This window comes from Enterobacter cloacae complex sp. SYL001 (assembly GCF_049237025.1).
Taxonomy (GTDB): Bacteria; Pseudomonadota; Gammaproteobacteria; order Enterobacterales; family Enterobacteriaceae; genus Enterobacter; species Enterobacter intestinihominis.
In genome coordinates this window covers 160189-180969 of sequence record NZ_JBMKJI010000002.1, presented here as the reverse complement: position 1 = coordinate 180969, position 20781 = coordinate 160189, and the positions used below count along the sequence as shown (strand labels likewise).

General features: G+C 57.4%; 20 protein-coding genes and 4 tRNA genes. 9 read left to right on the top strand and 15 right to left on the bottom strand.

Going from position 1 to position 20781, the window contains the following annotated elements:
• Nucleotides 1–80 precede the first annotated feature (80 nt).
• From ACOTZP_RS04165 to mltB, 13 genes are all read right to left on the bottom strand, one after another.
• Nucleotides 81–157, bottom strand: a tRNA-Arg gene (locus ACOTZP_RS04165).
• A 64-nt stretch (nt 158–221) separates the two neighbouring features.
• Nucleotides 222–298 (bottom strand) — tRNA-Arg (locus ACOTZP_RS04160).
• Between the two features lie 64 nt (nt 299–362).
• Nucleotides 363–439, bottom strand: a tRNA-Arg gene (locus ACOTZP_RS04155).
• Between the two features lie 4 nt (nt 440–443).
• A tRNA-Ser gene (locus ACOTZP_RS04150) sits at nt 444–536 on the bottom strand.
• Between the two features lie 342 nt (nt 537–878).
• A complete protein-coding gene (gene csrA / locus ACOTZP_RS04145) occupies nt 879–1064 on the bottom strand; it encodes a carbon storage regulator CsrA (RefSeq protein WP_000906486.1) in 186 nt (61 codons plus the stop codon).
• A 241-nt stretch (nt 1065–1305) separates the two neighbouring features.
• A complete protein-coding gene (alaS, locus tag ACOTZP_RS04140; RefSeq protein WP_022649139.1) occupies nt 1306–3933 on the bottom strand; it encodes an alanine--tRNA ligase in 2628 nt (875 codons plus the stop codon).
• Nucleotides 3934–4064: 131 nt separating this feature from the next.
• Nucleotides 4065–4565: a recombination regulator RecX gene (gene recX / locus ACOTZP_RS04135; protein ID WP_017382782.1), complete on the bottom strand. Its 501-nt coding sequence runs from the start codon at nt 4563–4565 to the stop codon at nt 4065–4067.
• Between the two features lie 68 nt (nt 4566–4633).
• Complete coding sequence (gene recA / locus ACOTZP_RS04130; protein ID WP_022649140.1) at nt 4634–5692, bottom strand: recombinase RecA; 1059 nt, start codon at nt 5690–5692, stop codon at nt 4634–4636.
• 89 nt (nt 5693–5781) lie between these two features.
• Nucleotides 5782–6279, bottom strand: a complete 498-nt coding sequence (gene pncC, locus ACOTZP_RS04125) for a nicotinamide-nucleotide amidase (RefSeq protein ID WP_003862172.1) — start codon at nt 6277–6279, stop codon at nt 5782–5784.
• A 130-nt stretch (nt 6280–6409) separates the two neighbouring features.
• Entirely contained in the window at nt 6410–7288 is an 879-nt protein-coding gene (locus ACOTZP_RS04120; protein WP_045621630.1) for a metal ABC transporter substrate-binding protein, read from the bottom strand.
• Between the two features lie 14 nt (nt 7289–7302).
• Nucleotides 7303–8163 (bottom strand): metal ABC transporter permease, encoded by an 861-nt coding sequence (locus tag ACOTZP_RS04115; protein ID WP_022649142.1) that lies wholly within the window; start codon nt 8161–8163, stop codon nt 7303–7305.
• Nucleotides 8160–8813, bottom strand: a complete 654-nt coding sequence (locus ACOTZP_RS04110; RefSeq protein WP_058646232.1) for a metal ABC transporter ATP-binding protein — start codon at nt 8811–8813, stop codon at nt 8160–8162. The genes ACOTZP_RS04115 and ACOTZP_RS04110 overlap by 4 nt, the downstream gene beginning before the upstream one ends.
• Nucleotides 8814–9081: 268 nt before the next feature.
• Nucleotides 9082–10182: a lytic murein transglycosylase B gene (gene mltB / locus ACOTZP_RS04105; protein ID WP_169809090.1), complete on the bottom strand. Its 1101-nt coding sequence runs from the start codon at nt 10180–10182 to the stop codon at nt 9082–9084.
• Between the two features lie 251 nt (nt 10183–10433).
• On the opposite strand from mltB, the gene srlA reads away from it, so the two are divergent.
• From srlA to gutQ, 7 genes are all read left to right on the top strand, one after another.
• Entirely contained in the window at nt 10434–10997 is a 564-nt protein-coding gene (srlA, locus tag ACOTZP_RS04100) for a PTS glucitol/sorbitol transporter subunit IIC (RefSeq protein ID WP_003862164.1), read from the top strand.
• On the top strand, nt 10994–11953 hold the full coding sequence (srlE, locus tag ACOTZP_RS04095) for a PTS glucitol/sorbitol transporter subunit IIB (RefSeq protein WP_022649146.1): 960 nt from the start codon (nt 10994–10996) through the stop codon (nt 11951–11953). The genes srlA and srlE overlap by 4 nt, the downstream gene beginning before the upstream one ends.
• Before the next feature lie 12 nt (nt 11954–11965).
• Nucleotides 11966–12328, top strand: coding sequence for a PTS glucitol/sorbitol transporter subunit IIA (srlB, locus tag ACOTZP_RS04090; protein ID WP_022649147.1), 363 nt, complete (start codon nt 11966–11968; stop codon nt 12326–12328).
• Nucleotides 12329–12342: 14 nt separating this feature from the next.
• Nucleotides 12343–13122, top strand: a complete 780-nt coding sequence (srlD, locus tag ACOTZP_RS04085) for a sorbitol-6-phosphate dehydrogenase (protein ID WP_063849436.1) — start codon at nt 12343–12345, stop codon at nt 13120–13122.
• A 91-nt stretch (nt 13123–13213) separates the two neighbouring features.
• Complete coding sequence (gene gutM, locus ACOTZP_RS04080; RefSeq protein WP_058646234.1) at nt 13214–13573, top strand: transcriptional regulator GutM; 360 nt, start codon at nt 13214–13216, stop codon at nt 13571–13573.
• Nucleotides 13574–13636: 63 nt separating this feature from the next.
• Complete coding sequence (srlR, locus tag ACOTZP_RS04075) at nt 13637–14410, top strand: glucitol operon DNA-binding transcriptional repressor SrlR (RefSeq protein ID WP_015571676.1); 774 nt, start codon at nt 13637–13639, stop codon at nt 14408–14410.
• Nucleotides 14403–15368, top strand: a complete 966-nt coding sequence (gene gutQ, locus ACOTZP_RS04070) for an arabinose-5-phosphate isomerase GutQ (RefSeq protein ID WP_271074526.1) — start codon at nt 14403–14405, stop codon at nt 15366–15368. Before srlR ends, gutQ begins: the two co-directional genes overlap by 8 nt.
• Here gutQ and norR read toward each other — a convergent pair.
• The gene (gene norR / locus ACOTZP_RS04065) at nt 15365–16879 is read right to left on the bottom strand and encodes a nitric oxide reductase transcriptional regulator NorR (protein WP_023298459.1); all 1515 of its coding nucleotides are present in this window, start codon (nt 16877–16879) and stop codon (nt 15365–15367) included. The genes gutQ and norR overlap by 4 nt on opposite strands.
• Before the next feature lie 187 nt (nt 16880–17066).
• Between norR and norV the strand changes: the two genes are divergently transcribed.
• Together norV and norW are read left to right on the top strand one after the other, a co-directional pair.
• Nucleotides 17067–18515 carry an anaerobic nitric oxide reductase flavorubredoxin gene (gene norV / locus ACOTZP_RS04060; protein WP_022649152.1) on the top strand — a complete coding sequence of 483 codons (1449 nt, stop codon included), beginning with the start codon at nt 17067–17069 and terminating at the stop codon, nt 18513–18515.
• Nucleotides 18512–19645: an NADH:flavorubredoxin reductase NorW gene (norW, locus tag ACOTZP_RS04055; protein WP_063200607.1), complete on the top strand. Its 1134-nt coding sequence runs from the start codon at nt 18512–18514 to the stop codon at nt 19643–19645. The genes norV and norW overlap by 4 nt, the downstream gene beginning before the upstream one ends.
• A 113-nt stretch (nt 19646–19758) precedes the next feature.
• On the opposite strand, the gene ACOTZP_RS04050 is transcribed toward norW, so the two are convergent.
• The gene (locus tag ACOTZP_RS04050) at nt 19759–20781 is read right to left on the bottom strand and encodes a HoxN/HupN/NixA family nickel/cobalt transporter (protein WP_063200610.1); all 1023 of its coding nucleotides are present in this window, start codon (nt 20779–20781) and stop codon (nt 19759–19761) included.

Sequence of the window (20781 nt, the reverse complement as noted above, 5' to 3'; positions counted from 1 at the left end):
GGGATTTTTGTCGCTGATTGCGAAGTGATAACAATGAGAGTGATTAAGAACTAAACATCGAAGGGGATCACAAGAAGAGATGGTGCATCCGGGAGGATTCGAACCTCCGACCGCTCGGTTCGTAGCCGAGTACTCTATCCAGCTGAGCTACGGATGCATCGGGATTTACTGCTGTACTTCTCGATACTCATATCACTTCAAAAGCAATATGAAGTAAAAAATGGTGCATCCGGGAGGATTCGAACCTCCGACCGCTCGGTTCGTAGCCGAGTACTCTATCCAGCTGAGCTACGGATGCATCGGGATTTACTACTGTACTGCTCGATATTCATATCACTTCGAAAGCAATATGAAGTAATAGATGGTGCATCCGGGAGGATTCGAACCTCCGACCGCTCGGTTCGTAGCCGAGTACTCTATCCAGCTGAGCTACGGATGCAAAATGGCGGTGAGGCGGGGATTCGAACCCCGGATGCAGCTTTTGACCGCATACTCCCTTAGCAGGGGAGCGCCTTCAGCCTCTCGGCCACCTCACCACACAACGCCTCTTTCGAGTGCTTTGAGCAACTCGTTAAGAGCTTCTCGTCGCTGCGTGGCGCATATATTACTTTCTGGGACTTATAAGTCAAACAATTTTCCACATGCTTTTTTCGTTTGCACAATTCGCACGCAATTCGCATGTAAAAGCCGCAAAGAGAGTGTTTTATAAGCGGATTTTGCAGGCATCTTCACAGAATTGTGTTGAGAGAAGCGCGTCATTTGGATGAGATAAGATTATGAGAGTGGTCAAAAACGAAGCGTTTGAAATAGAACGGTAACTTTATGCAGGAAAAATAGCGGGAGGGTTGCGTCTCGCCCGACAGCGAGACGCGACAATATCAGTAACTGGACTGCTGGGATTTTTCAGCCTGGATACGCTGGTAGATCTCTTCACGGTGGACAGATACTTCTTTAGGAGCGTTAACACCAATACGTACCTGGTTACCCTTTACCCCTAAAACTGTCACGGTGACCTCATCCCCAATCATGAGGGTCTCACCAACTCGACGAGTCAGAATCAGCATTCTTTGCTCCTTGAAAGATTAAAAGAGTCGGGTCTCTTGTATCCCGGCATTATCCATCATATAACGCCAAAAAGTAAGCGATGACAAACACGTAAAGTGTAAGCAGTCACGGCATCACATTCTGTTAAACGTAAGTTTAGCCGATATACACAAACTCAACCTGACTTTATCGTTATCGATAGCGCAGTGAGCAAGACGCCATAACGTTACCGCTATGGCGTCTGCTTGTGCTTTGTAGTTATTACAGTTTCGCGCTTACCCAGCTTTCAACGCTGGCTAATGCCGCGGGAAGTGCCGCCGCATCCGTACCACCGGCTTGCGCCATGTCCGGACGACCGCCACCTTTGCCACCCACCTGCTGGGCGACCATGCCAATCAGTTCCCCTGCTTTGACACGATCCGTCACATCCTTAGAGACGCCCGCAATCAGAGAAACCTTACCCTCTGCGACCGTTGCCAGCACGATAACCGTCGAACCAAGCTGGTTCTTCAGATCGTCGACCATGGTACGCAGCATCTTAGGCTCAACGCCCGCCAGGTCACTGACCAGCAGTTTGACGCCCTTAATGTCTACCGCTTTGCTGGAGAGGTTTGCGCTCTCCTGCGCCGCAGCCTGTTCTTTCAGCTGCTGGAGTTCTTTTTCCAGCTGACGGGTACGATCCAGCGCGACACGCACTTTCTCGCCCAGGTTCTGGCTATCGCCTTTCAGCAGCTGCGCGATCTCGTGCAGCTGGTCGCTCTGCGCATGCAGGCTGGCAATTGCACCTTCCCCGGTCACCGCCTCAATACGACGCACGCCTGCCGCCGTACCCGACTCGGAAACGATGCGGAACAAGCCGATGTCACCGGTGCGGGATGCGTGAGTACCGCCACACAGTTCGGTAGAGAAGTCGCCCATGCTCAGCACGCGAACGCGGTCGTCATATTTCTCGCCAAACAGCGCCATCGCACCTTTCTTCTTCGCTGCCTCAAGATCCATGATGTGAGTTTCGATTGGCAGGTTACGGCGGATCTGGGCATTCACCAGGTCTTCCACCGCACGAATTTCAGACGGCTTCATCGCTTCAAAATGCGAGAAGTCGAAACGCAGCACTTTGTCGTTAACCAGAGAACCTTTCTGTGCAACGTGCGTACCCAGCACTTCGCGCAGGGCTGCGTGCATCAGGTGGGTTGCCGAGTGGTTCAGACGGATGCGCGCGCGGCGAGCTTCGTCAACGTTGGCCTGAACGCCCTCGCCCACTTTCAGAGAACCGGAAACCAGTTTGCCCTGGTGACCAATTGCCTGACCGTATTTCTGGGTATCGCTTACGCTGAAGCTGAAGCCATTGCCTTTCAGTTCGCCTTTATCGCCAACCTGGCCGCCGGATTCCGCATAGAACGGTGTTTTATCCAGAATAACAACCGCGTCCTGACCTGCGCTAATGCTGTCTACGGCTTTACCGTCAACAAACAGCGCGGTCACGTTGCTGGTCAGAGCCAGCTCTTCGTAGCCTTTAAATTCAGACGCGCTATCAACGCGAATCATCGCGTTGTAGTCCGCGCCAAAACCGCTGGATTCACGCGCACGACGACGCTGCTCTTCCATTGCGGCTTCAAAGCCTGCTTCGTCAACTTTGATGTTGCGCTCGCGGCAAACGTCCGCCGTCAGGTCAACCGGGAAGCCGTAGGTGTCGTACAGGCGGAAAGCGGTTTCGCCATCCAGCGTGTCGCCCTTGAGTTTCGCCAGCTCGTCGTCCAGCAGCGCCAGTCCGCGCTCCAGCGTACGGGCAAACTGCTCTTCTTCGGTTTTCAGAACCTGTTCAACCTGCGCCTGCTGGCGTTTCAGCTCGTCACCGGCAGAGCCCATCACGCCAATCAGTGGCCCAACGAGTTTATAGAAGAAGGTGTCCTTCGCGCCCAGCATGTTGCCATGACGGATCGCACGACGAATGATACGACGCAGCACATAGCCACGGTTTTCATTCGACGGGATAACGCCGTCAGCAATCAGGAACGCACAGGAACGAATATGGTCTGCGATAACGCGCAGTGATTTGTTGTTCAGATCGGTTGCGCCCGTCACTTCGGCAACGGCTTTGATCAGGGTGCTGAACAGGTCAATCTCATAGTTGGAGTTAACGTGTTGCAGAACGGCCGCGATACGCTCAAGACCCATACCGGTATCTACGGACGGTTTTGGCAGCGGCTCCATGGTGCCGTCGGCCTGACGGTTGAACTGCATGAAGACGATGTTCCAGATCTCAATGTAGCGATCGCCATCTTCTTCCGCGCTTCCCGGAGGGCCGCCCCAGATGTGGTCGCCATGATCGTAGAAGATCTCGGTGCACGGACCGCAAGGGCCAGTGTCGCCCATCTGCCAGAAGTTATCAGACGCGTAAGGCGCGCCTTTGTTGTCACCGATACGGATGATACGTTCGCGAGGGATACCCACTTCTTTTTCCCAGATGTCGAACGCTTCGTCATCGGTCTCATACACGGTCACCCACAGACGCTCTTTCGGCAGATTAAACCAGTTTTCACCGGTCAGCAGTTCCCACGCATATTGAATGGCGTCGTGTTTGAAGTAGTCGCCGAAGCTGAAGTTACCCAGCATTTCGAAGAAAGTGTGGTGGCGCGCGGTGTAACCGACGTTTTCCAGATCGTTGTGTTTACCGCCCGCACGCACGCAACGCTGTGAGGTTGTGGCGCGGGAATAATTACGCTTGTCGAGACCAAGGAACACATCCTTGAACTGGTTCATCCCGGCGTTGGTAAACAGCAGAGTCGGGTCATTGTTCGGTACCAGGGAGCTGCTGGCAACAACCTGGTGTCCCTTACTATGGAAAAAATCGAGAAACGCCTGACGGATCTCAGCGGTGCTCTTGCTCATAATTATCCTGAAATCAAGCTAACGAAATGTCGCAGCAGATCTGTATCTGTAAACAGTTGGACGGACCAGCTACTGGAAAAAGTGGGAATAAGATAAGTTTTCTTTAGTGGGAAGTAAAATCCCGCATGCGTTCAATCGGTAAAATTACGCCAGATATCCTGAATATCTTCCATCAGGAAGCCGCGGTAGAGCAAAAAGCGCTGGATTTTAACTTTTTCTGAAAATTCACGCGGCAGCGGCTCACCGTACTTTCGTACCGCCTGCTCACGCGCCAGTTCGCACCAGTCGATTTCACTTTCGCGCATGGCTTTTTCAATCGATTCACGGGCTACACCTTTCTGGTTCAGCTCCTGGCGGATACGCGCTGGCCCATAGCCTTTACGACCACGGCTGGCAAGAAAGCGAGCGGCAAAACGGCCGTCATCCAGATAGTGATGCTCGTAGCACCAGGCAACCACACGGTCATAATCTTCCGCGGTGGCATCAATGTCTTCCGGACCGTTTTTGCTCATGACGGGCGCTGACAGTTTCCGCCGCAGCTCCTGTTCGCTATGGTCACGCACGGCAAGAATACGCACGGCCCGATCCAGCAAGCGTGAGTAGGCTGGTCGGCGTGATGTCGGTTCACTCATAAAAAACCTGTCGATTCAGAAATGCAAAAAGGGCCGCATCAGCAGCCCTTCATTTTTATCCGAGAGGATTAAAAATCTTCGTTGGTTTCTTCAGCATCCGCGCCGTCGACCACGAAATCAGGTTTAGAGTCCTGGTTGCTCAGCAGGAGTTCACGCACCTTCTTCTCAATCTCTTTCGCCGCCGCCGGGTTCTCTTTCAGCCAGGAGATAGCATTCGCTTTACCCTGACCAATCTTGTCACCGTTGTAGCTGTACCATGCGCCCGCTTTTTCAATCAGCTTCTCTTTCACGCCCAGGTCAACCAGCTCGCCGAGGAAGTTGATACCTTCGCCGTAGAGGATCTGGAATTCAGCCTGTTTGAACGGTGCTGCGATTTTGTTCTTCACAACCTTCACGCGGGTTTCGCTACCGACGACGTTATCCCCTTCTTTCACCGCGCCGATACGGCGGATATCCAGACGGACAGAAGCGTAGAATTTCAGAGCGTTACCGCCGGTGGTGGTTTCCGGGTTACCGAACATTACACCAATTTTCATACGGATCTGGTTGATGAAGATCAGCAGCGTATTGGACTGCTTCAGGTTACCCGCCAGCTTACGCATCGCCTGGCTCATCATACGTGCCGCGAGGCCCATGTGAGAGTCACCGATTTCACCTTCAATTTCTGCTTTTGGCGTCAGCGCCGCAACGGAGTCGACGATGATCACGTCAACCGCACCTGAGCGCGCCAGCGCGTCACAAATTTCCAGGGCCTGCTCGCCGGTGTCCGGCTGTGAGCACAGCAGGTTGTCGATATCAACGCCCAGTTTACGGGCATAGACCGGGTCCAGCGCGTGCTCGGCATCGATAAACGCACAGGTTTTACCTTCGCGCTGTGCCGCCGCAACAACCTGCAACGTCAGGGTGGTTTTACCCGAGGATTCCGGACCGTAGATTTCTACGATACGGCCCATCGGCAAACCGCCAGCGCCCAGTGCGATATCAAGAGAAAGCGAACCAGTGGAGATAGTTTCCACGTCCATGGAACGGTCTTCACCCAGGCGCATGATGGAGCCTTTACCGAATTGCTTTTCGATCTGGCCCAGTGCTGCCGCCAACGCTTTCTGTTTGTTTTCGTCGATAGCCATTATTACTCCTGTCATGCCGGGAGAAGCAACTGCGCTTCACCATGGACTTCTGTTCTGTTGAGGCAATTATACTGTATAGTCATACAGTATCAAGTATTTTGTAGAAATTGTTGCCAGAGCGTTTTTAACGCGTATTCCGTTGCCTGACGACGCACGCTTTCGCGATCGCCGCTGAAGCATTCCCGGCGGGTGATCCCTTCACCTTTTGAGGTGGCAAAGCCAAACCAGACGGTGCCGACAGGCTTCACGTCGCTGCCGCCGTCCGGCCCCGCGATACCGCTGATGGAGATAGCGTAATCTGCGCGCGCCTCTTTCAGCGCGCCAATCGCCATTTCGATCACCACCGGCTCGCTGACCGCGCCATGCTGCTCAAGCGTGGCTTCACGCACGCCAATCATCTGCGCTTTAGCCTCGTTACTGTAGGTCACAAAGCCGCGTTCAAACCAGGCGGAACTGCCAGCAATATCGGTAATTGCTTTCGCCACCCAGCCGCCGGTGCAGGATTCTGCGGTCGTGAGAGTCGCGCCGCGCTGTTTCAGCGCCAGCCCCACCACTTCGCTTAGCTGCATCAATTCATGGTCAGTCATTCTCGCTCCAGGCCTTAGAAAAACATGCAGCACAAGATAGCACTTTCTCATCAAATATGGGGATGCGCGTCGGGTTTTACGAGGGGGCTTCAGAAAAAAGCCGATGCGGGCGCACCGGCCAGAGAGACGCTTATTTCATGCTGTTAGCGAGGGTATCCACATTGTGGCGAAACGCCTTGACGTAGGTGTCCGCCACGCCGCCCTTCGCGGACAGCGCTTCCGGGTAAAGTTCACCGCCCGGCTGGGCGCCCGTGGCGGTCGCAATCTGCTTCACCAGGCGCGGATCAAGCTGGTTTTCCATAAACCAGGTTTTCACGCCGTCAGCTTTAATCTGATTGATGATCTCCGCTACCTGCGCCGCGCTGGCTTCACTCTCAGACGACAGCCCCTGCGGCGCCATAAACGTCACGCCGTAGGCGCGGCTGAAATAGCCGAAAGCGTCGTGGCTGGTCAGCACTTTGCGCTTCGCCTGTGGGATGTCGCTGAAACGCTTTTTAGCCCAACCGTCCAGCTGAGAGAGATGCGCAATATAGGGTTTACCGGTAGCTTCAAGCGCCGCCGTATCTTCAGGATCGGCCTTCACCAGCCCAGAGAGAATATTTTGCGCATACAGCGCGCCGTTCGCCGCGCTGTTCCACGCGTGCGGATCGGTCACGGTTTTACCGTCCTCTTCCAGCGTGTGCGTTTTCACGCCGTCCGAAGCAACCACCAGCTGGCCTTTGAATCCGGAGGCTTTCACCAGACGATCGAGCCAGCCTTCCAGCCCCAGCCCATTGACTACCACCACGTCGGCTTTACTCAGCGCCGCGCTGTCTTTGGGCGAGGGTTCGAAAGTATGGGGATCACCGTCCGGCCCCACCAGCGTCGTCACCTTCACACGATCGCCGCCAACCTGCTGCGTGATGTCTCCCAGGATGGAAAAGCTGGTCACCACATTAAGCGTTTTCGCCATTACGCCGTGCGTCATCATGCCGAGCGCGAGCGCCACGGCTAACCCTGTACGTTTCATCGTTTCCCCTTGCGTTAAAAAAGCGCCCGCAGGCTATCCGCCAGCCTGCTGCGCGTGCCAAATAAAACGGAAATAAAGAACAATGCGCTGGCGGTCAGCACAATGGAGGGCCCGGCGGGCAGACTCACTGCCCAGGAAAGGCTTAAGCCCAGCCACGCGCAAAAAATACCGCTGATACCCGCCATCAGAAGTAACCCTGGCAGGGTGCGCACCCAGCAGCGTGCCGCCACGGCGGGTAACATCATCAGCCCGACGGCCATCAACGTGCCGAGCACCTGAAAACCGGCCACCAGGTTGAGCACCAGCAGCGCCAGAAACAGACCGTGTAACATCCCGGGCAGCCAGCGCGCGTTCACCTGCAACCACGCGGTATCGAACGCTTCGCTGACCAGCCCACGATAAAACATCGCCAGCGTGAGGAGCGTGAACATGCAAACGCCCGTCACGAACAGGGCTGACGCGCTATCCACGGCGAGAATGGAGCCAAACAGAAGATGAAGCAGATCGACATTTGAACCGCGCAGCGACACCAGCGTGACGCCCAGCGCCAGGGAACCCAGGTAAAACCCCGCGAAGCTGGCATCCTCTTTAAGGGGCGTGCGGCGGCTGACCAGCCCGGCCACCAGCGCAACGGCGATCCCGGCAATAAACCCGCCGACAGTCATTGCCAGCAGCGACATACCGCTGAGCAGATAGCCCACCGCGACACCCGGCAAAATGGCATGAGAAAGGGCGTCCCCCATCAGGCTCATCCGACGCAGCTGAAGGAATACCCCCAGCGCCGTGGTGCTGACGGAGAGCGCCAGGCAAACCACCAGTGCACGGCGCATAAAGCCGTACTCAATAAACGGCTGGAAGAATGTATGCCAGATCATGCCACCCTCACCCGCTCGGTTTTCCATTGGGGACTATCAGCGTCCAGACGTAACGTCTGCGGGAAGTGACGTGCTACGCGCTCGCTGTCATGCAGAACCGCCAGCAGGGTCTGCCCCTGCATATACATCTCCAGCATCAGATCCATCAGCACGTTGCAGGTCGCTTCATCGACGCCGGTAAAGGGTTCGTCCAGCATCACCAGCGGTGCCTGCTGCACTAAAACGCGGGCAAACAGCATGCGCTGGAATTGCCCGCCGGAGAGTTCATCGATGGTGGATAACGCCATGGACGCCAGCCCCACGCGCTCAAGCGCGCCGGCAATGCGCATGCGGGTATCCCGACGAAAACTGGCAAATAGCGAGATTTCTGGCCAGCAGCCCATGCTCACCACGTCCTGCACGGTCAGAGGAAATTGCGCCTCCAGCGCGTGACGCTGCGCCAGCCAGCCCACCACCGGACGTCTCCCCTGCCAGCGAAACGTACCGCTGACGGGCGGAAGAAAGCCAGCGAGCGTTTTCAGCAGCGTGGATTTGCCGCAGCCGTTGGCCCCGACGATGGCGGTCATGCTCCCGCGTTCAATCACGCCGGACAGTGCGCGCGTAACGGGCTGGCGATCGTAACCCGCCACCAGGTCGTTCATCACGATCATGGCAACGCCACCGCCCAGCGCACGGCCAGGCCGAGAAACAGAATGAGCATCAGCGCCAGCAGCAGACGAACCGGGGATGAGAGAGAAAACAGGGACATGGACATCTCAATTAAAAATTATGTTATAACATAACAATAATGAAAGACGATTAAGATGTAAACGGCGGGAGTGAAATGGGAATGTGGCGAAATGTTTCTGCGGGAAACAGGTGCGGGCGGGTGCCCTCACCCCAGCCCTCTCCCACAGGGAGAGGGAGGCATAAGGGGACTTACTGGCTAAACGGTGACGCTGCCGGCACACGCGCCTGAGACACCGCCAGCCCCAGCTGCCACACCGCCATCGCATAGTGCGTGCTGTGGTTGTAGCGGGTAATGGTGTAGAAGTTCGGCAGTCCGAACCAGTACTGATAACCGGTTCCGACATCCAGGCGCAGCAGACTCACCTGGTCAACATTGCCCAGCGGCTGCGACGGCGTTAAGCCTGCCGCTGCAAGCTGCGCCACGCTGTATTTGGTTTTAAATCCGTTTTCCAGACCAAACGCCTCGCCGTTTGCCTGCACCGCCACCTGGCCGCCCGGCGTCCAGCCGTGCGCTTTGAAGTAGTTGGCCACGCTGCCAATGGCGTCTTCGGGATCCCACAGGTTGATGTGACCATCCCCGTTAAAATCTACCGCGTACTGCTTATAGGAGGACGGCATAAACTGGCCGTAGCCCATCGCACCGGCGAATGACCCTTTCAGATCTAACGGATCGTCCTGTTCGTCTCGCGCCATCAGCAGGAAGGTTTCCAGTTCAGAGGAGAAATACTCGGCGCGGCGCGGGTAGTTGAAGGAGAGCGTCGCCAGCGCATCGAGGATGCGGGTTTTACCCATAATGCGTCCCCAGCGGGTCTCAACCCCAATAATACCGACGATGATCTCCGGCGGCACGCCATAGACCTGCCACGCGCGGTTCAGGGCGTCTTCATACTGATTCCAGAACACCACGCCATTTTGCACGTTGTCCGGGGTAATAAACTGTTTGCGATAGCGCAGCCACGCCCCGTTTGGCCCGGTCGGCACCTGGGCCGTCGGCGCCTGCCTGTCCATCAGGCGCAGCACGTAGTCCAGACGCTTCGCCTGAGACAAAATGGCATGCAGCTGCTGGCGATCAAAACCGTGCTTGCTCACCATTTTATCGATGAACTGTTCGGCCGCAGGGTTATTCGCGAAGTCGCCGCCCATCTGCATCATATTGTGCTGCGGCTCAAGCAGGAACCCGCCGGAAGGCGCGCCCGACGTTTGTTGAACAGCTTCAGTCCTGGGTTTGCTACTACAGGCGGACAGGAGAATAAGCGCAGGTAACAGCGCTGCATAACGACGCTTGAACATGTGGCATCCATTTAACGAGTTCGGTAAGAACCCAGTATGGTAAAGCATCCGCAACACCTCAAGGAAGCGGTACACACCTCCCCAACGCAAATCCGCGCTTTTTTCCATCGAAAATCATTCGCCCCACCAATTATCTTTCAAATTAATCCATTTTTCTTTCATTGTGAGATCTAATTAACACTTTAAAAGCTTTCAATTTGATTATTATTAGCCCCGAACAGACAAAAACAAACGCCCTACAGGAGAGAAGAATGATAGAAACCATCACCCACGGCGCCGAGTGGTTCATCGGGCTTTTTCAGAAAGGCGGCGAGGTATTCACCGGCATGGTGACCGGGATCCTGCCCCTGCTGATCAGCCTGCTGGTGATCATGAACGCGCTGATTAACTTTATCGGCCAGCAGCGTATTGAACGCTTCGCCCAGCGCTGCGCCGGAAACCCGCTGTCCCGCTACCTGATCCTGCCCTTCATCGGCACCTTTGTGTTCTGCAACCCGATGACCTTAAGCCTCGGCCGCTTTATGCCAGAGAAGTACAAGCCGAGCTATTACGCCGCCGCCTCCTACAGCTGCCATTCCATGAACGGCCTGTTCCCGCACATCAACCCCGGCGAGCTGTTCGTTTATCTCGGGATCGCCAGCGGCCTTACCACGCTTGGCCTGCCGCTCGGCCCGCTGGCGGTGAGCTACCTGCTGGTCGGTCTGGTCACCAACTTCTTCCGCGGCTGGGTGACGGATCTCACCACCGCCATTTTTGAGAAAAAAATGGGCATCCAGCTTGAACAGAAAGTCCATCTTTCAGGAGCCACAGCATGAACCGGATCCGCATTGAGAAAGGCACGGGCGGCTGGGGCGGCCCGCTGGAGTTCGACGCCACCGAAGGCAAAAAGATTGTGTACATCACCGCAGGCACGCGCCCGGCGATCGTCGACAGGCTGCACGAGCTGACGGGCTGGGAAGCGGTCGACGGCTTCAAGGAAGGCGAACCGCCGGAAGCGGAAATCGGCGTGGCGGTGATCGACTGCGGCGGCACGCTGCGCTGCGGCATCTATCCGAAGCGCCGCATTCCGACGGTAAATATTCACTCCACCGGGAAATCCGGCCCGCTGGCGCAGTACATCCTTGAGGATATTTATGTCTCTGGGGTGAAGGAGGACAACATCACGCTGGTGAATGGCACATCCGCGCCGCAAAAAGCGGCCCCGCGCGAGTACGACACCAGCAAAAAAATCACCGAGCAGAGCGATGGCCTGCTGGCGAAGGTCGGGATGGGGATGGGGTCCGCCGTGGCGGTGCTGTTCCAGTCCGGGCGCGACACCATCGACACGGTGCTGAAAACCATTCTGCCGTTTATGGCGTTCGTCTCGGCGCTGATCGGTATCATCATGGCCTCCGGCCTCGGCGACTGGATTGCCCACGGCCTCGCCCCGCTCGCCAGCCACCCGCTCGGCCTGGTGACGCTGGCGCTGATCTGCTCCTTCCCGCTGCTGTCGCCGTTTCTCGGCCCGGGCGCGGTGATTGCCCAGGTCATCGGCGTGCTGATTGGCGTACAGATTGGTCTGGGCAACATTCCCCCGCACCTCGCTCTGCCAGCCCTTTTCGCCATTAACGCTCAGGCGGCGTGCGACTTCATCCCCGTCGGGCTGTCGCTGGCGGAAGCACGTCAGGACACCGTGCGCGTGGGCGTCCCCTCCGTGCTGGTGAGCCGCTTCCTGACGGGCGCGCCAACGGTGCTGATTGCCTGGTTTGTCTCCGGCTTTATTTATCAATAAGAGGTTCCTGCCATGACCGTGATTTACCAGACCACCATTACCCGCATCGGCCAGAGCGCGGCCGATGCGCTGAGCGACCAGATGCTGATCACCTTCCGCGAAGGGGCGCCTGCGGATATCGAAGAGTTTTGCTTTATCCACTGCCACGGCGAGCTAAACGGCGAGCTGAAGGCCGGGAGCCAGCTTGAGCTGGGCGAGGCGCGCTATGCCGTGACCGCCGTCGGCGACGTCGCTGAACAAAACCTGCGCGAGCTGGGGCACATCACCCTGCGTTTTGACGGGCAGCCGCAGGCGGAGTATCCCGGCACGGTTCACGTTGAGGGGCCGGTTCCGCAGGCTGTCACACCAGGCTGTACGTTAAAATTTGTTGCGTAATTAAGGAGAAACACATGAGTCAGGTTGCCGTTGTCATTGGTGGGGGACAAACCTTAGGCGAGTTCCTCTGCCGTGGGCTTGCCGCAGAGGGTTACCGCGTGGCGGTTGTGGACATTCAGAGTGAAAAAGCCGCCCGCGTGGCGGACGCCATCAACACCGAGTTTGGCGAAGGGATGGCGTACGGATTTGGTGCCGACGCCACCAGCGAGCAGAGCGTGATGGCGCTGGCCCGCGGCGTAGATGAGATATTTGGGCGTATCGACCTGCTGGTCTACAGCGCGGGGATCGCGAAAGCGGCCTTTATCAGCGATTTCGAACTGGGGGATTTTGACCGCTCGTTGCAGGTGAATCTGGTGGGCTATTTCCTCTGCGCCCGTGAGTTTTCCCGGCTGATGATCCGCGATGGTATTCAGGGGCGCATCATTCAGATCAACTCGAAATCCGGGAAAGTGGGCAGCAAGCACAACTCCGGCTACAGCGCGGCGAAGTTTGGCGGCGTGGGGCTGACGCAGTCTCTGGCGCTGGATCTGGCCGAATACGGCATCACCGTTCACTCGCTGATGCTGGGTAACCTGTTGAAATCGCCGATGTTCCAGTCCCTGCTGCCGCAGTACGCCTCCAAGCTCGGCATCAAAACTGAAGAAGTGGAGCAGTACTACATCGACAAAGTGCCGCTCAAGCGCGGGTGTGATTATCAGGACGTGCTGAACATGCTGCTGTTTTACGCCAGCCCGAAAGCCTCGTACTGCACCGGGCAGTCGATTAACGTCACCGGTGGGCAGGTGATGTTCTGAGTTTAATCCCCGGTGGCGCTGCACTTACCGGGGCTACACCCCCCGTAGGCCGGGTAAGGCGCAGCCGCCACCCGGCAATTAAGGAGCCGATATGGTAACCGCATTAATCACCGTCGCCGCCCTCGCCTGGATCTGCCAGATGGCGTTTGGCGGCTGGCAAATCCATCAGTTTAACCGCGCGTTTGACGCCCTGTGCCAGAAAGGCCGTGTGGGCGTCGGGCGTTCCGGCGGACGCTTCAAACCGCGGGTTGTCGTCGCTGTTGCGCTGGATGAAAACAATAAGGTCTGCGATTCCCTCATCATGCGCGGCATGACCGTCTTTGCCCGCCCGGTGAAAATCCAGGCGATCAACGGCATTTTGCTGCATGAATTACAACCTGATGTGATCTTCCCCCATGATTCACTCTGTCAGAATGCACTATCATTAGCGCTTAATCTGAAACATGGATAATTTCGTTGTGAAAGTTATAAACTTGCGGAATTATCATTTCGCAACGTAAGGAACGAAGCGCCTATGAAACCACGTCAGCGGCAGGCGGCCATACTTGAGCATCTGCAAAAGCAGGGAAAGTGCTCGGTAGAGGATCTGGCCCACTACTTTGACACCACCGGCACGACAATACGCAAGGACCTGGTGTTGCTCGAAAACTCCGGCGCCGTCATTCGTACCTACGGCGGCGTGGTGCTCAATAAAGACGAAGCCGACCCGCCTATCGATCACAAGACGCTGATTAATACGCACCAGAAAGCGCTGATTGCCGAAGCCGCGGTCAAATTTATCCAGGACGGCGATTCCATCATCCTCGACGCTGGCAGTACCGTCCTGCAGATGATCCCGCTGCTCAGCCGCTTTAATAACATCACCGTGATGACCAACAGCCTGCACATCGTCAATGCCCTGTCAGAGTTCGACAGCGAGCAGACCATCCTGATGCCCGGTGGCACCTTCCGTAAAAAATCCGCGTCGTTTCACGGGCAGCTGGCGGAGAATGCCTTCGACCACTTCAGCTTCGATAAGCTGTTTATGGGCACGGACGGCATCGACCTCAACGCGGGCGTGACCACCTTCAACGAGGTGTTCAGCGTCAGCAAAGCGATGTGCAACGCCGCGCGGGAAGTGATTTTGATGGCGGACTCGTCGAAGTTTGGCCGTAAAAGCCCCAACATTGTCTGTAGCCTTGAAAGCGTCGATAAGCTGATTACCGACGCAGGTATCGATCCGGCATTTAAAAAAGCGCTGGAAGCGAAGGGCATCGACGTGATCGTAACCGGAGAGAAAAATGAGTGATTTTCTGTTAAACGCAGGCCGCCAGACTCTGCTGCTGGAGCTACAGGAAGCCAGCCGCCTGCCGGAGCGTCTGGGTGAGGATTTTGTTCGTGCAGCCAACACCATTATCCACTGCGAGGGCAAAGTGATCGTGGCGGGTATCGGTAAATCCGGTCATATCGGCAAGAAGATTGCCGCGACGCTTGCCAGCACCGGCACTCCGGCGTTCTTCGTGCATCCTGCCGAAGCGCTGCACGGCGATCTGGGGATGATCGAAAGCCGCGACGTGATGCTGTTTATCTCCTACTCCGGTTCAGCCAAAGAGCTGGATCTCATCATCCCTCGCCTGCAAGAAAAATCGGTGGCCCTGTTAGCGATGACCGGCGTATCCCGTTCGCCGCTGGCTCTGGCCGCGAAAGCAACGCTGGATATTTCCGTTGAGCGCGAAGCCTGCCCGATGCACCTGGCACCGACCTCCAGCACCGTCAACACGCTGATGATGGGCGACGCGCTGGCGATGGCGGTGATGCAGGCGCGCGGTTTTAATGAGGAAGATTTCGCCCGTTCCCATCCTGCTGGCGCGCTTGGGGCACGTCTGCTCAACAAGGTTCACCACCTGATGCGCACGGACGATGCCATTCCTCAGGTCAAACTCGACACCAGCGTGATGGACGCCATGCTGGAGCTGAGCCGCACCGGTCTGGGGCTGGTTGCGGTATGCGACAACGACCGCCAGGTGAAGGGCGTCTTCACCGACGGCGACCTGCGCCGCTGGCTGGTGGGCGGCGGCAAGCTGGAGGCGCGGGTATCCGAAGCAATGACCCGGGGCGGGCTGACGCTGAATGCCGACAGCCGCGCCATTGAAGCCAAAGAGGTGCTGATGAAGCGCAAAATCACCGCTGCGCCGGTGGTGGACGAGCACGGCAGGCTGTGCGGCGCGATCAACCTGCAAGACTTCTACCAGGCGGGGATTATTTAACCCTTAAGCCCCAGACGTTTCGCCAGCCTGTGAAGGTTGGCGACGTCCATCTCCAGCGCCCGCGCGCATGCCGCCCAGCTGCGGTTATTCTGCTCCAGGGCGCGGGTGATCATCTGACGCTGGAACGCATCCGTCGCCTCGCGCAGGTTTTCGTTCACGCTCTCAGGTATCACCGGCTTCACGGACGGCGTCGTTTCCTCATGCAGCGCGAAATGGCGCGCATGAATCACCACTTCATCCCCCGAACGCGTAGCCCGCGCCAGCACCACCGCGCGGTGAATCGCATGTTCCAGTTCACGCACGTTACCCGGCCAGCCGTAGCTCAGCAGGTGCGTCCTCGCGCCGGGGCTCAGCACCACGCGGGAAAGCCCCATTTTGAGCCGACACTGTTCGCAGAAAAAGCCCGCCAGCAGCACCACATCATCGCCCCGCTCGCGCAGCGGCGGCACCGTGAGCGGGAACACGCTCAGACGGTGGAACAGATCGGCGCGGAAATTCCCCGCCAGCACCTCTTCGCGCAGATCGCGGTTCGTCGCCGCCAGCACGCGCACATCCACACGTAAGCTGCGATCGTCACCTACGCGTTGAATATCGCCATACTGCAACACCCGCAGCAGTTTGGCCTGGAGCGAAAGGGAGAGTTCGCCAATTTCATCGAGGAACAGCGTGCCGTTATCAGCCATTTCGAACTTGCCGCTGCGGTTGCTGATCGCCCCGGTAAAGGCCCCTTTGACGTGTCCGAACAGCTCGCTTTCCGCCACGCTTTCCGGCAGCGCCGCGCAGTTGAGATACACCAGCGGGTTCACCGCACGGGGCGAGGCTTCGTGGATCGCTTTCGCCACCAGCTCTTTACCGGTGCCGGTCTCCCCGAAGATCAGCACGTTCAAATCAGACGCGGCGACAATCTCAATCTCTTTTTTAAGCTGCGCCATGCCCGGCGAAAGGCCAATCATTTCGGTGTGCGCCACCTGCTCAAACGCCGTCGGGCTACCCGGAAGAATATTCTGGCTCTCCAGCTGTTCTATCAGCAGGGCGTTGTTCAGCGCCCCGGCCGCCAGCGCGGCAATCAGCCGTAGCTCTTCGTCGCTGAAGGTATCGAACTGATCCGGCGACATGCCATCGAGGGTTAACGCGCCAATCAGGTTCTGCCCGGCAAACAGCGGCAGGCCGATACAGGCGTGAACCTTCAGGCTCTCCTGGCCGGGGATCAGGCCGTCGTACGGATCGGGCAGATCGCTGTCTGCCGGGAAACGCACCACGTCACCCGCGCGGGCGATGGTTTCCAGACGCGGGTGACCCTCCAGGGTAAAGCGCCGCCCGAGTACGTCCTTCGCCAGACCGTCGATAGCCAGCGGAATAAACTGCCGCCCTTCGTAACGCAGCAGCGCCGAGGCATCGCAATCCAGCACGTGGCGCAACGTGGAGATCAGCCGCTGAAAGCGGTCCTGATGACCAATACCGGTTTGCAGTTCTATGGCGATCTTCGCCAGCACATCTACGGAAAAGCTCATCTCTGCCTCACTGTCATTTTGACAACACATAGTGTCATATTGACAATTTTTAAGATAGTCAAAATGACTACCCATTAGGGAGAATCAAAACACAAATACATTATTTTCAATAAGTTAAAAAACTGGCACGCAACTTGATATATGACAGTCATCTTATTTGAAAACGCCGTATTAAGTTGAGGTTGCTATGTCTATTCTGGTTAAAAATAACATTCATTGGGTGGGTCAACGTGACTGGGAAGTACGTGATTTTCACGGGACGGAATACAAAACGCTGCGCGGCAGCAGCTACAACAGCTATCTGATTCGTGAAGGTAAAAACGTTCTGATCGATACCGTCGATCACAAATTCAGCCGCGAGTTCGTGCAGAACCTGCGCAGCGAAATCGATTTGAATGACATCGACTACATCATCATCAACCACGCGGAAGAGGATCATGCCGGAGCGCTGACCGAGCTGATGTCCCACATTCCGGATACCCCGATCTACTGCACCACTAACGCCATTGACTCCATCAACGGCCACCACCACCATCCGGAGTGGAACTTCCACACTGTGAAAACCGGCGACACGCTGGATATCGGCAACGGCAAACAGCTGATCTTCGTGGAAACCCCAATGCTGCACTGGCCGGACAGCATGATGACCTACATGACCGGTGACGCGGTGCTATTCAGTAACGACGCCTTCGGCCAGCATTACTGCGACGAACGTCTTTTCAACGACGAAGTGGATCAGACCGAGCTGTTCGAACAGTGCCAACGCTACTACGCCAACATCCTGACCCCGTTCAGCCGTCTGGTCACGCCAAAAATCACCGAGATCCTCGGCTTCAACCTGCCGGTGGATATGATTGCCACCTCCCACGGCGTGGTATGGCGTGAAAATCCTACCCAGATCGTCGAGCTGTACCTGAAGTGGGCGGCGGACTATCAGGAAGATCGCATTACCATCTTCTACGACACCATGTCCAACAACACCCGCATGATGGCGGACGCCATTGCCCAGGGCATCAACGAAGTGGACCCGAACGTGGCAGTGAAAATCTTCAACGTGGCGCGCAGCGATAAGAATGAGGTATTGACCAACGTCTTCCGCTCCAAAGGCGTGCTGGTGGGTACCTCCACCATGAATAACGTGATGATGCCGAAAATTGCCGGACTGGTGGAAGAGATGACCGGCCTGCGCTTCCGTAACAAACGCGCCAGCGCCTTTGGTTCACACGGCTGGAGCGGCGGCGCGGTAGACCGTCTCTCCACCCGTTTACAGGATGCCGGTTTTGAGATGTCCCTGAGCCTGAAGGCGAAATGGCGTCCGGATCTCGACGCGCTGGAAATCTGTCGCCAGCACGGACGCGACATTGCCCGCCAGTGGGCGCTTGCGCCGCTGCCGGAAACCGCACCCGCCGCGGCTGCTGCGCCGGAAGCCGTAGCAGAAGCCGCTCCTGCCGCTGCCGACCTCGGCCCCTGCATGCAGTGCAGCGTCTGCCAGTGGATTTACGATCCCGAGCTGGGCGAGCCGTTGCAGGATGTCGCGCCGGGTACACCGTGGAGCGAGGTGCCGGACAACTTCCTCTGCCCGGAATGTTCCCTCGGAAAAGACGTCTTTGATGAACTGGCAACGGAGGCAAAATGAGCCACGGCATCGTCATTATCGGCTCGGGCTTTGCCGCCCGCCAACTGGTGAAAAATATCCGCAAACAGGATGCTAACGTGCCGTTGACGGTGATCGCCGCCGACAGCATGGATGAGTACAACAAGCCTGATTTAAGCCACGTCATTAGCCAAAATCAGCGCGCCGACGATCTCACCCGCCAGACGGCGGGGGAGTTTGCAGAACAATTTAATCTGCGTCTGTTTCCGTACACCTGGGTCACCGATATCGACGCCGACGCCCACGTGGTGAACGCGAAAGATAAAACCTGGCAGTACGACAAGCTGGTGCTGGCGACGGGGGCATCTGCGTTTGTGCCGCCGGTTGAGGGCCGCGAGTTGATGGTCACGCTCAACAGTCAGCAGGAGTATCAGGCCAGCGAGACCCTGTTACGCGACGCCATGCGGGTGATGATTGTCGGCGGCGGGCTGATTGGCACCGAGCTGGCGATGGACTTCTGCCGGGCGGGAAAATCCGTCACCCTGGTTGACCACGCGGCCAGCATTCTGTCAGCGCTGATGCCGGCAGAAGTAAGCAGTCGCTTACAGCATCGTCTGACCGACATGGGCGTGCATCTGCTGCTGAAATCGCAGTTGCAGAGCCTGAGCAAAACCGAAACCGGCATTTGTGCGACGCTCGACCACAACCGCAGGGTGGAAGTGGATGTGGTTATTGCGGCGACGGGGCTGCGCCCGGAAACCGCGCTGGCGCACCGCGCAGGCGCAGAGATCAATCGCGGCGTGAAGGTAGACAGCTACCTGCAAACCACCCAGCCGGACATTTATGCCCTGGGCGACTGCGCGGAAATTAACGGCCAGGTGCTGCCGTTCCTGCAACCGATTCAGTTAAGCGCCATGTTCCTGGCGAAAAACCTGCTCGGCGGCAACGCCCCGGTGAAATTACCCGCCATGCTGGTGAAGGTAAAAACGCCGGAACTACCGCTGCATCTCGCAGGTGAAACGCAGCGTCAGGATCTGAACTGGGAGATTGCCCTTTCGGCTCAGGGCATGGTAGCACGCGGCACCGATACTGCCGGTCAGATGCGCGCCTTTGTGGTCAGCGAAGACAGAATGAAGGAGGCCTTCGCGCTGCTGAAATCGTTACCTGCTTAACCCTCGTCATGCCGGGTGGCGCTCCGCTTACCCGGCCTACTTAACACCATAACGGTAAACCTTGTAGGCCCGCGCAAGCGTAGCGCCGCCGGGCAAAAACAGGGCTGCGTGGTTCAGGACTGCACCACCAGCGCGTCATAACCGCGCCAGCGGTAATTCGCCATCGAGATCAGCCAGCAGGCGACAAACAGCCCGACCACCACAAACCCGGCGTCGCCCAGGTTATCGTTCACCGCGCCAATCAGATCCCACACGCCGCCGCTGAGGGCGAACTTGTCCATCAGAAGACCCAGCGCTTCCAGCCCGCCGATAAACAGCGCCACCACCACCGAAGTGCCGGTGATGGTCATGTTGTAGTACAGCTTGCGCTGTGGCTTGTTAAACGCCCAGCCATAGGCACCCACCATCAGCAGGTTATCGAGCGTATCCACCAGCGCCATGCCGCTGGCGAAGAGCGCCGGGAAGATCATGATCGACCACACCGACATCCCGCTGGAGGCGCTGGCGGCGGAGATCCCCAGTACGCCGATTTCGGTGGCCGTGTCAAAGCCGAGGCCAAACAGGAAGCCCACCAGATACATCTGCCAGCTTTTATTGACGAGGCGGAAGGTTTTGCCGAACAGCCAGTTCATGACGCCACCCTGGGCAGGCAGCGTGATGTCGCCCTGCACGGGCCTGCCGTGTTTCAGTGCCTGAAAACTGCGCCAGACGCCGCGCAGGATCACCATATTCACCAGCGCCATCGCCAGCAGGAAGGTGGCGGAGACGGCGGTGCCAATCAGGCTGCCGGTTTCGTGGAACCATTCCATATTTTTCTGAAACGCCGTGGCGGTGGCGGCGATGGCAATGGAGGCCAGCACCACGATGGTGGAGTGTCCGAGGGAAAACCATGCGCCCACGCCGGACGGGCGCTTGCCCTGCTGCATCATCTTACGCGTCACGGTATCAATCGCGGCGATATGGTCGGCATCCACCGCATGACGCAGTCCGTAACACCAGGCCAGCAGGCTGGCCGCCATCAGCGCCGTACTGCCGCTAAAGGTGTGCCACGCCAGCCCCCAGGCCAGCAGGTTAGCCATCACCAGAGCCAGCAGCAGGCACGCTGCACGAGGTTCATTGCGTAAAAGTCGTAACAT

Excerpts from the sequence above, each read along its gene's own strand:
- csrA (WP_000906486.1), bottom strand. The coding sequence starts at position 1,064 with ATGCTGATTCTGACTCGTCGAGTTGGTGAGACCCTCATGATTGGGGAT.
- alaS (WP_022649139.1), bottom strand. The coding sequence starts at position 3,933 with ATGAGCAAGAGCACCGCTGAGATCCGTCAGGCGTTTCTCGATTTTTTC.
- recX (WP_017382782.1), bottom strand. The coding sequence starts at position 4,565 with ATGAGTGAACCGACATCACGCCGACCAGCCTACTCACGCTTGCTGGAT.
- recA (WP_022649140.1), bottom strand. The coding sequence starts at position 5,692 with ATGGCTATCGACGAAAACAAACAGAAAGCGTTGGCGGCAGCACTGGGC.
- pncC (WP_003862172.1), bottom strand. The coding sequence starts at position 6,279 with ATGACTGACCATGAATTGATGCAGCTAAGCGAAGTGGTGGGGCTGGCG.
- ACOTZP_RS04120 (WP_045621630.1), bottom strand. The coding sequence starts at position 7,288 with ATGAAACGTACAGGGTTAGCCGTGGCGCTCGCGCTCGGCATGATGACG.
- ACOTZP_RS04115 (WP_022649142.1), bottom strand. The coding sequence starts at position 8,163 with ATGATCTGGCATACATTCTTCCAGCCGTTTATTGAGTACGGCTTTATG.
- ACOTZP_RS04110 (WP_058646232.1), bottom strand. The coding sequence starts at position 8,813 with ATGATCGTGATGAACGACCTGGTGGCGGGTTACGATCGCCAGCCCGTT.
- mltB (WP_169809090.1), bottom strand. The coding sequence starts at position 10,182 with ATGTTCAAGCGTCGTTATGCAGCGCTGTTACCTGCGCTTATTCTCCTG.
- srlA (WP_003862164.1), top strand. The coding sequence starts at position 10,434 with ATGATAGAAACCATCACCCACGGCGCCGAGTGGTTCATCGGGCTTTTT.
- srlE (WP_022649146.1), top strand. The coding sequence starts at position 10,994 with ATGAACCGGATCCGCATTGAGAAAGGCACGGGCGGCTGGGGCGGCCCG.
- srlB (WP_022649147.1), top strand. The coding sequence starts at position 11,966 with ATGACCGTGATTTACCAGACCACCATTACCCGCATCGGCCAGAGCGCG.
- srlD (WP_063849436.1), top strand. The coding sequence starts at position 12,343 with ATGAGTCAGGTTGCCGTTGTCATTGGTGGGGGACAAACCTTAGGCGAG.
- gutM (WP_058646234.1), top strand. The coding sequence starts at position 13,214 with ATGGTAACCGCATTAATCACCGTCGCCGCCCTCGCCTGGATCTGCCAG.
- srlR (WP_015571676.1), top strand. The coding sequence starts at position 13,637 with ATGAAACCACGTCAGCGGCAGGCGGCCATACTTGAGCATCTGCAAAAG.
- gutQ (WP_271074526.1), top strand. The coding sequence starts at position 14,403 with ATGAGTGATTTTCTGTTAAACGCAGGCCGCCAGACTCTGCTGCTGGAG.
- norR (WP_023298459.1), bottom strand. The coding sequence starts at position 16,879 with ATGAGCTTTTCCGTAGATGTGCTGGCGAAGATCGCCATAGAACTGCAA.
- norV (WP_022649152.1), top strand. The coding sequence starts at position 17,067 with ATGTCTATTCTGGTTAAAAATAACATTCATTGGGTGGGTCAACGTGAC.
- norW (WP_063200607.1), top strand. The coding sequence starts at position 18,512 with ATGAGCCACGGCATCGTCATTATCGGCTCGGGCTTTGCCGCCCGCCAA.
- ACOTZP_RS04050 (WP_063200610.1), bottom strand. The coding sequence starts at position 20,781 with ATGTTACGACTTTTACGCAATGAACCTCGTGCAGCGTGCCTGCTGCTG.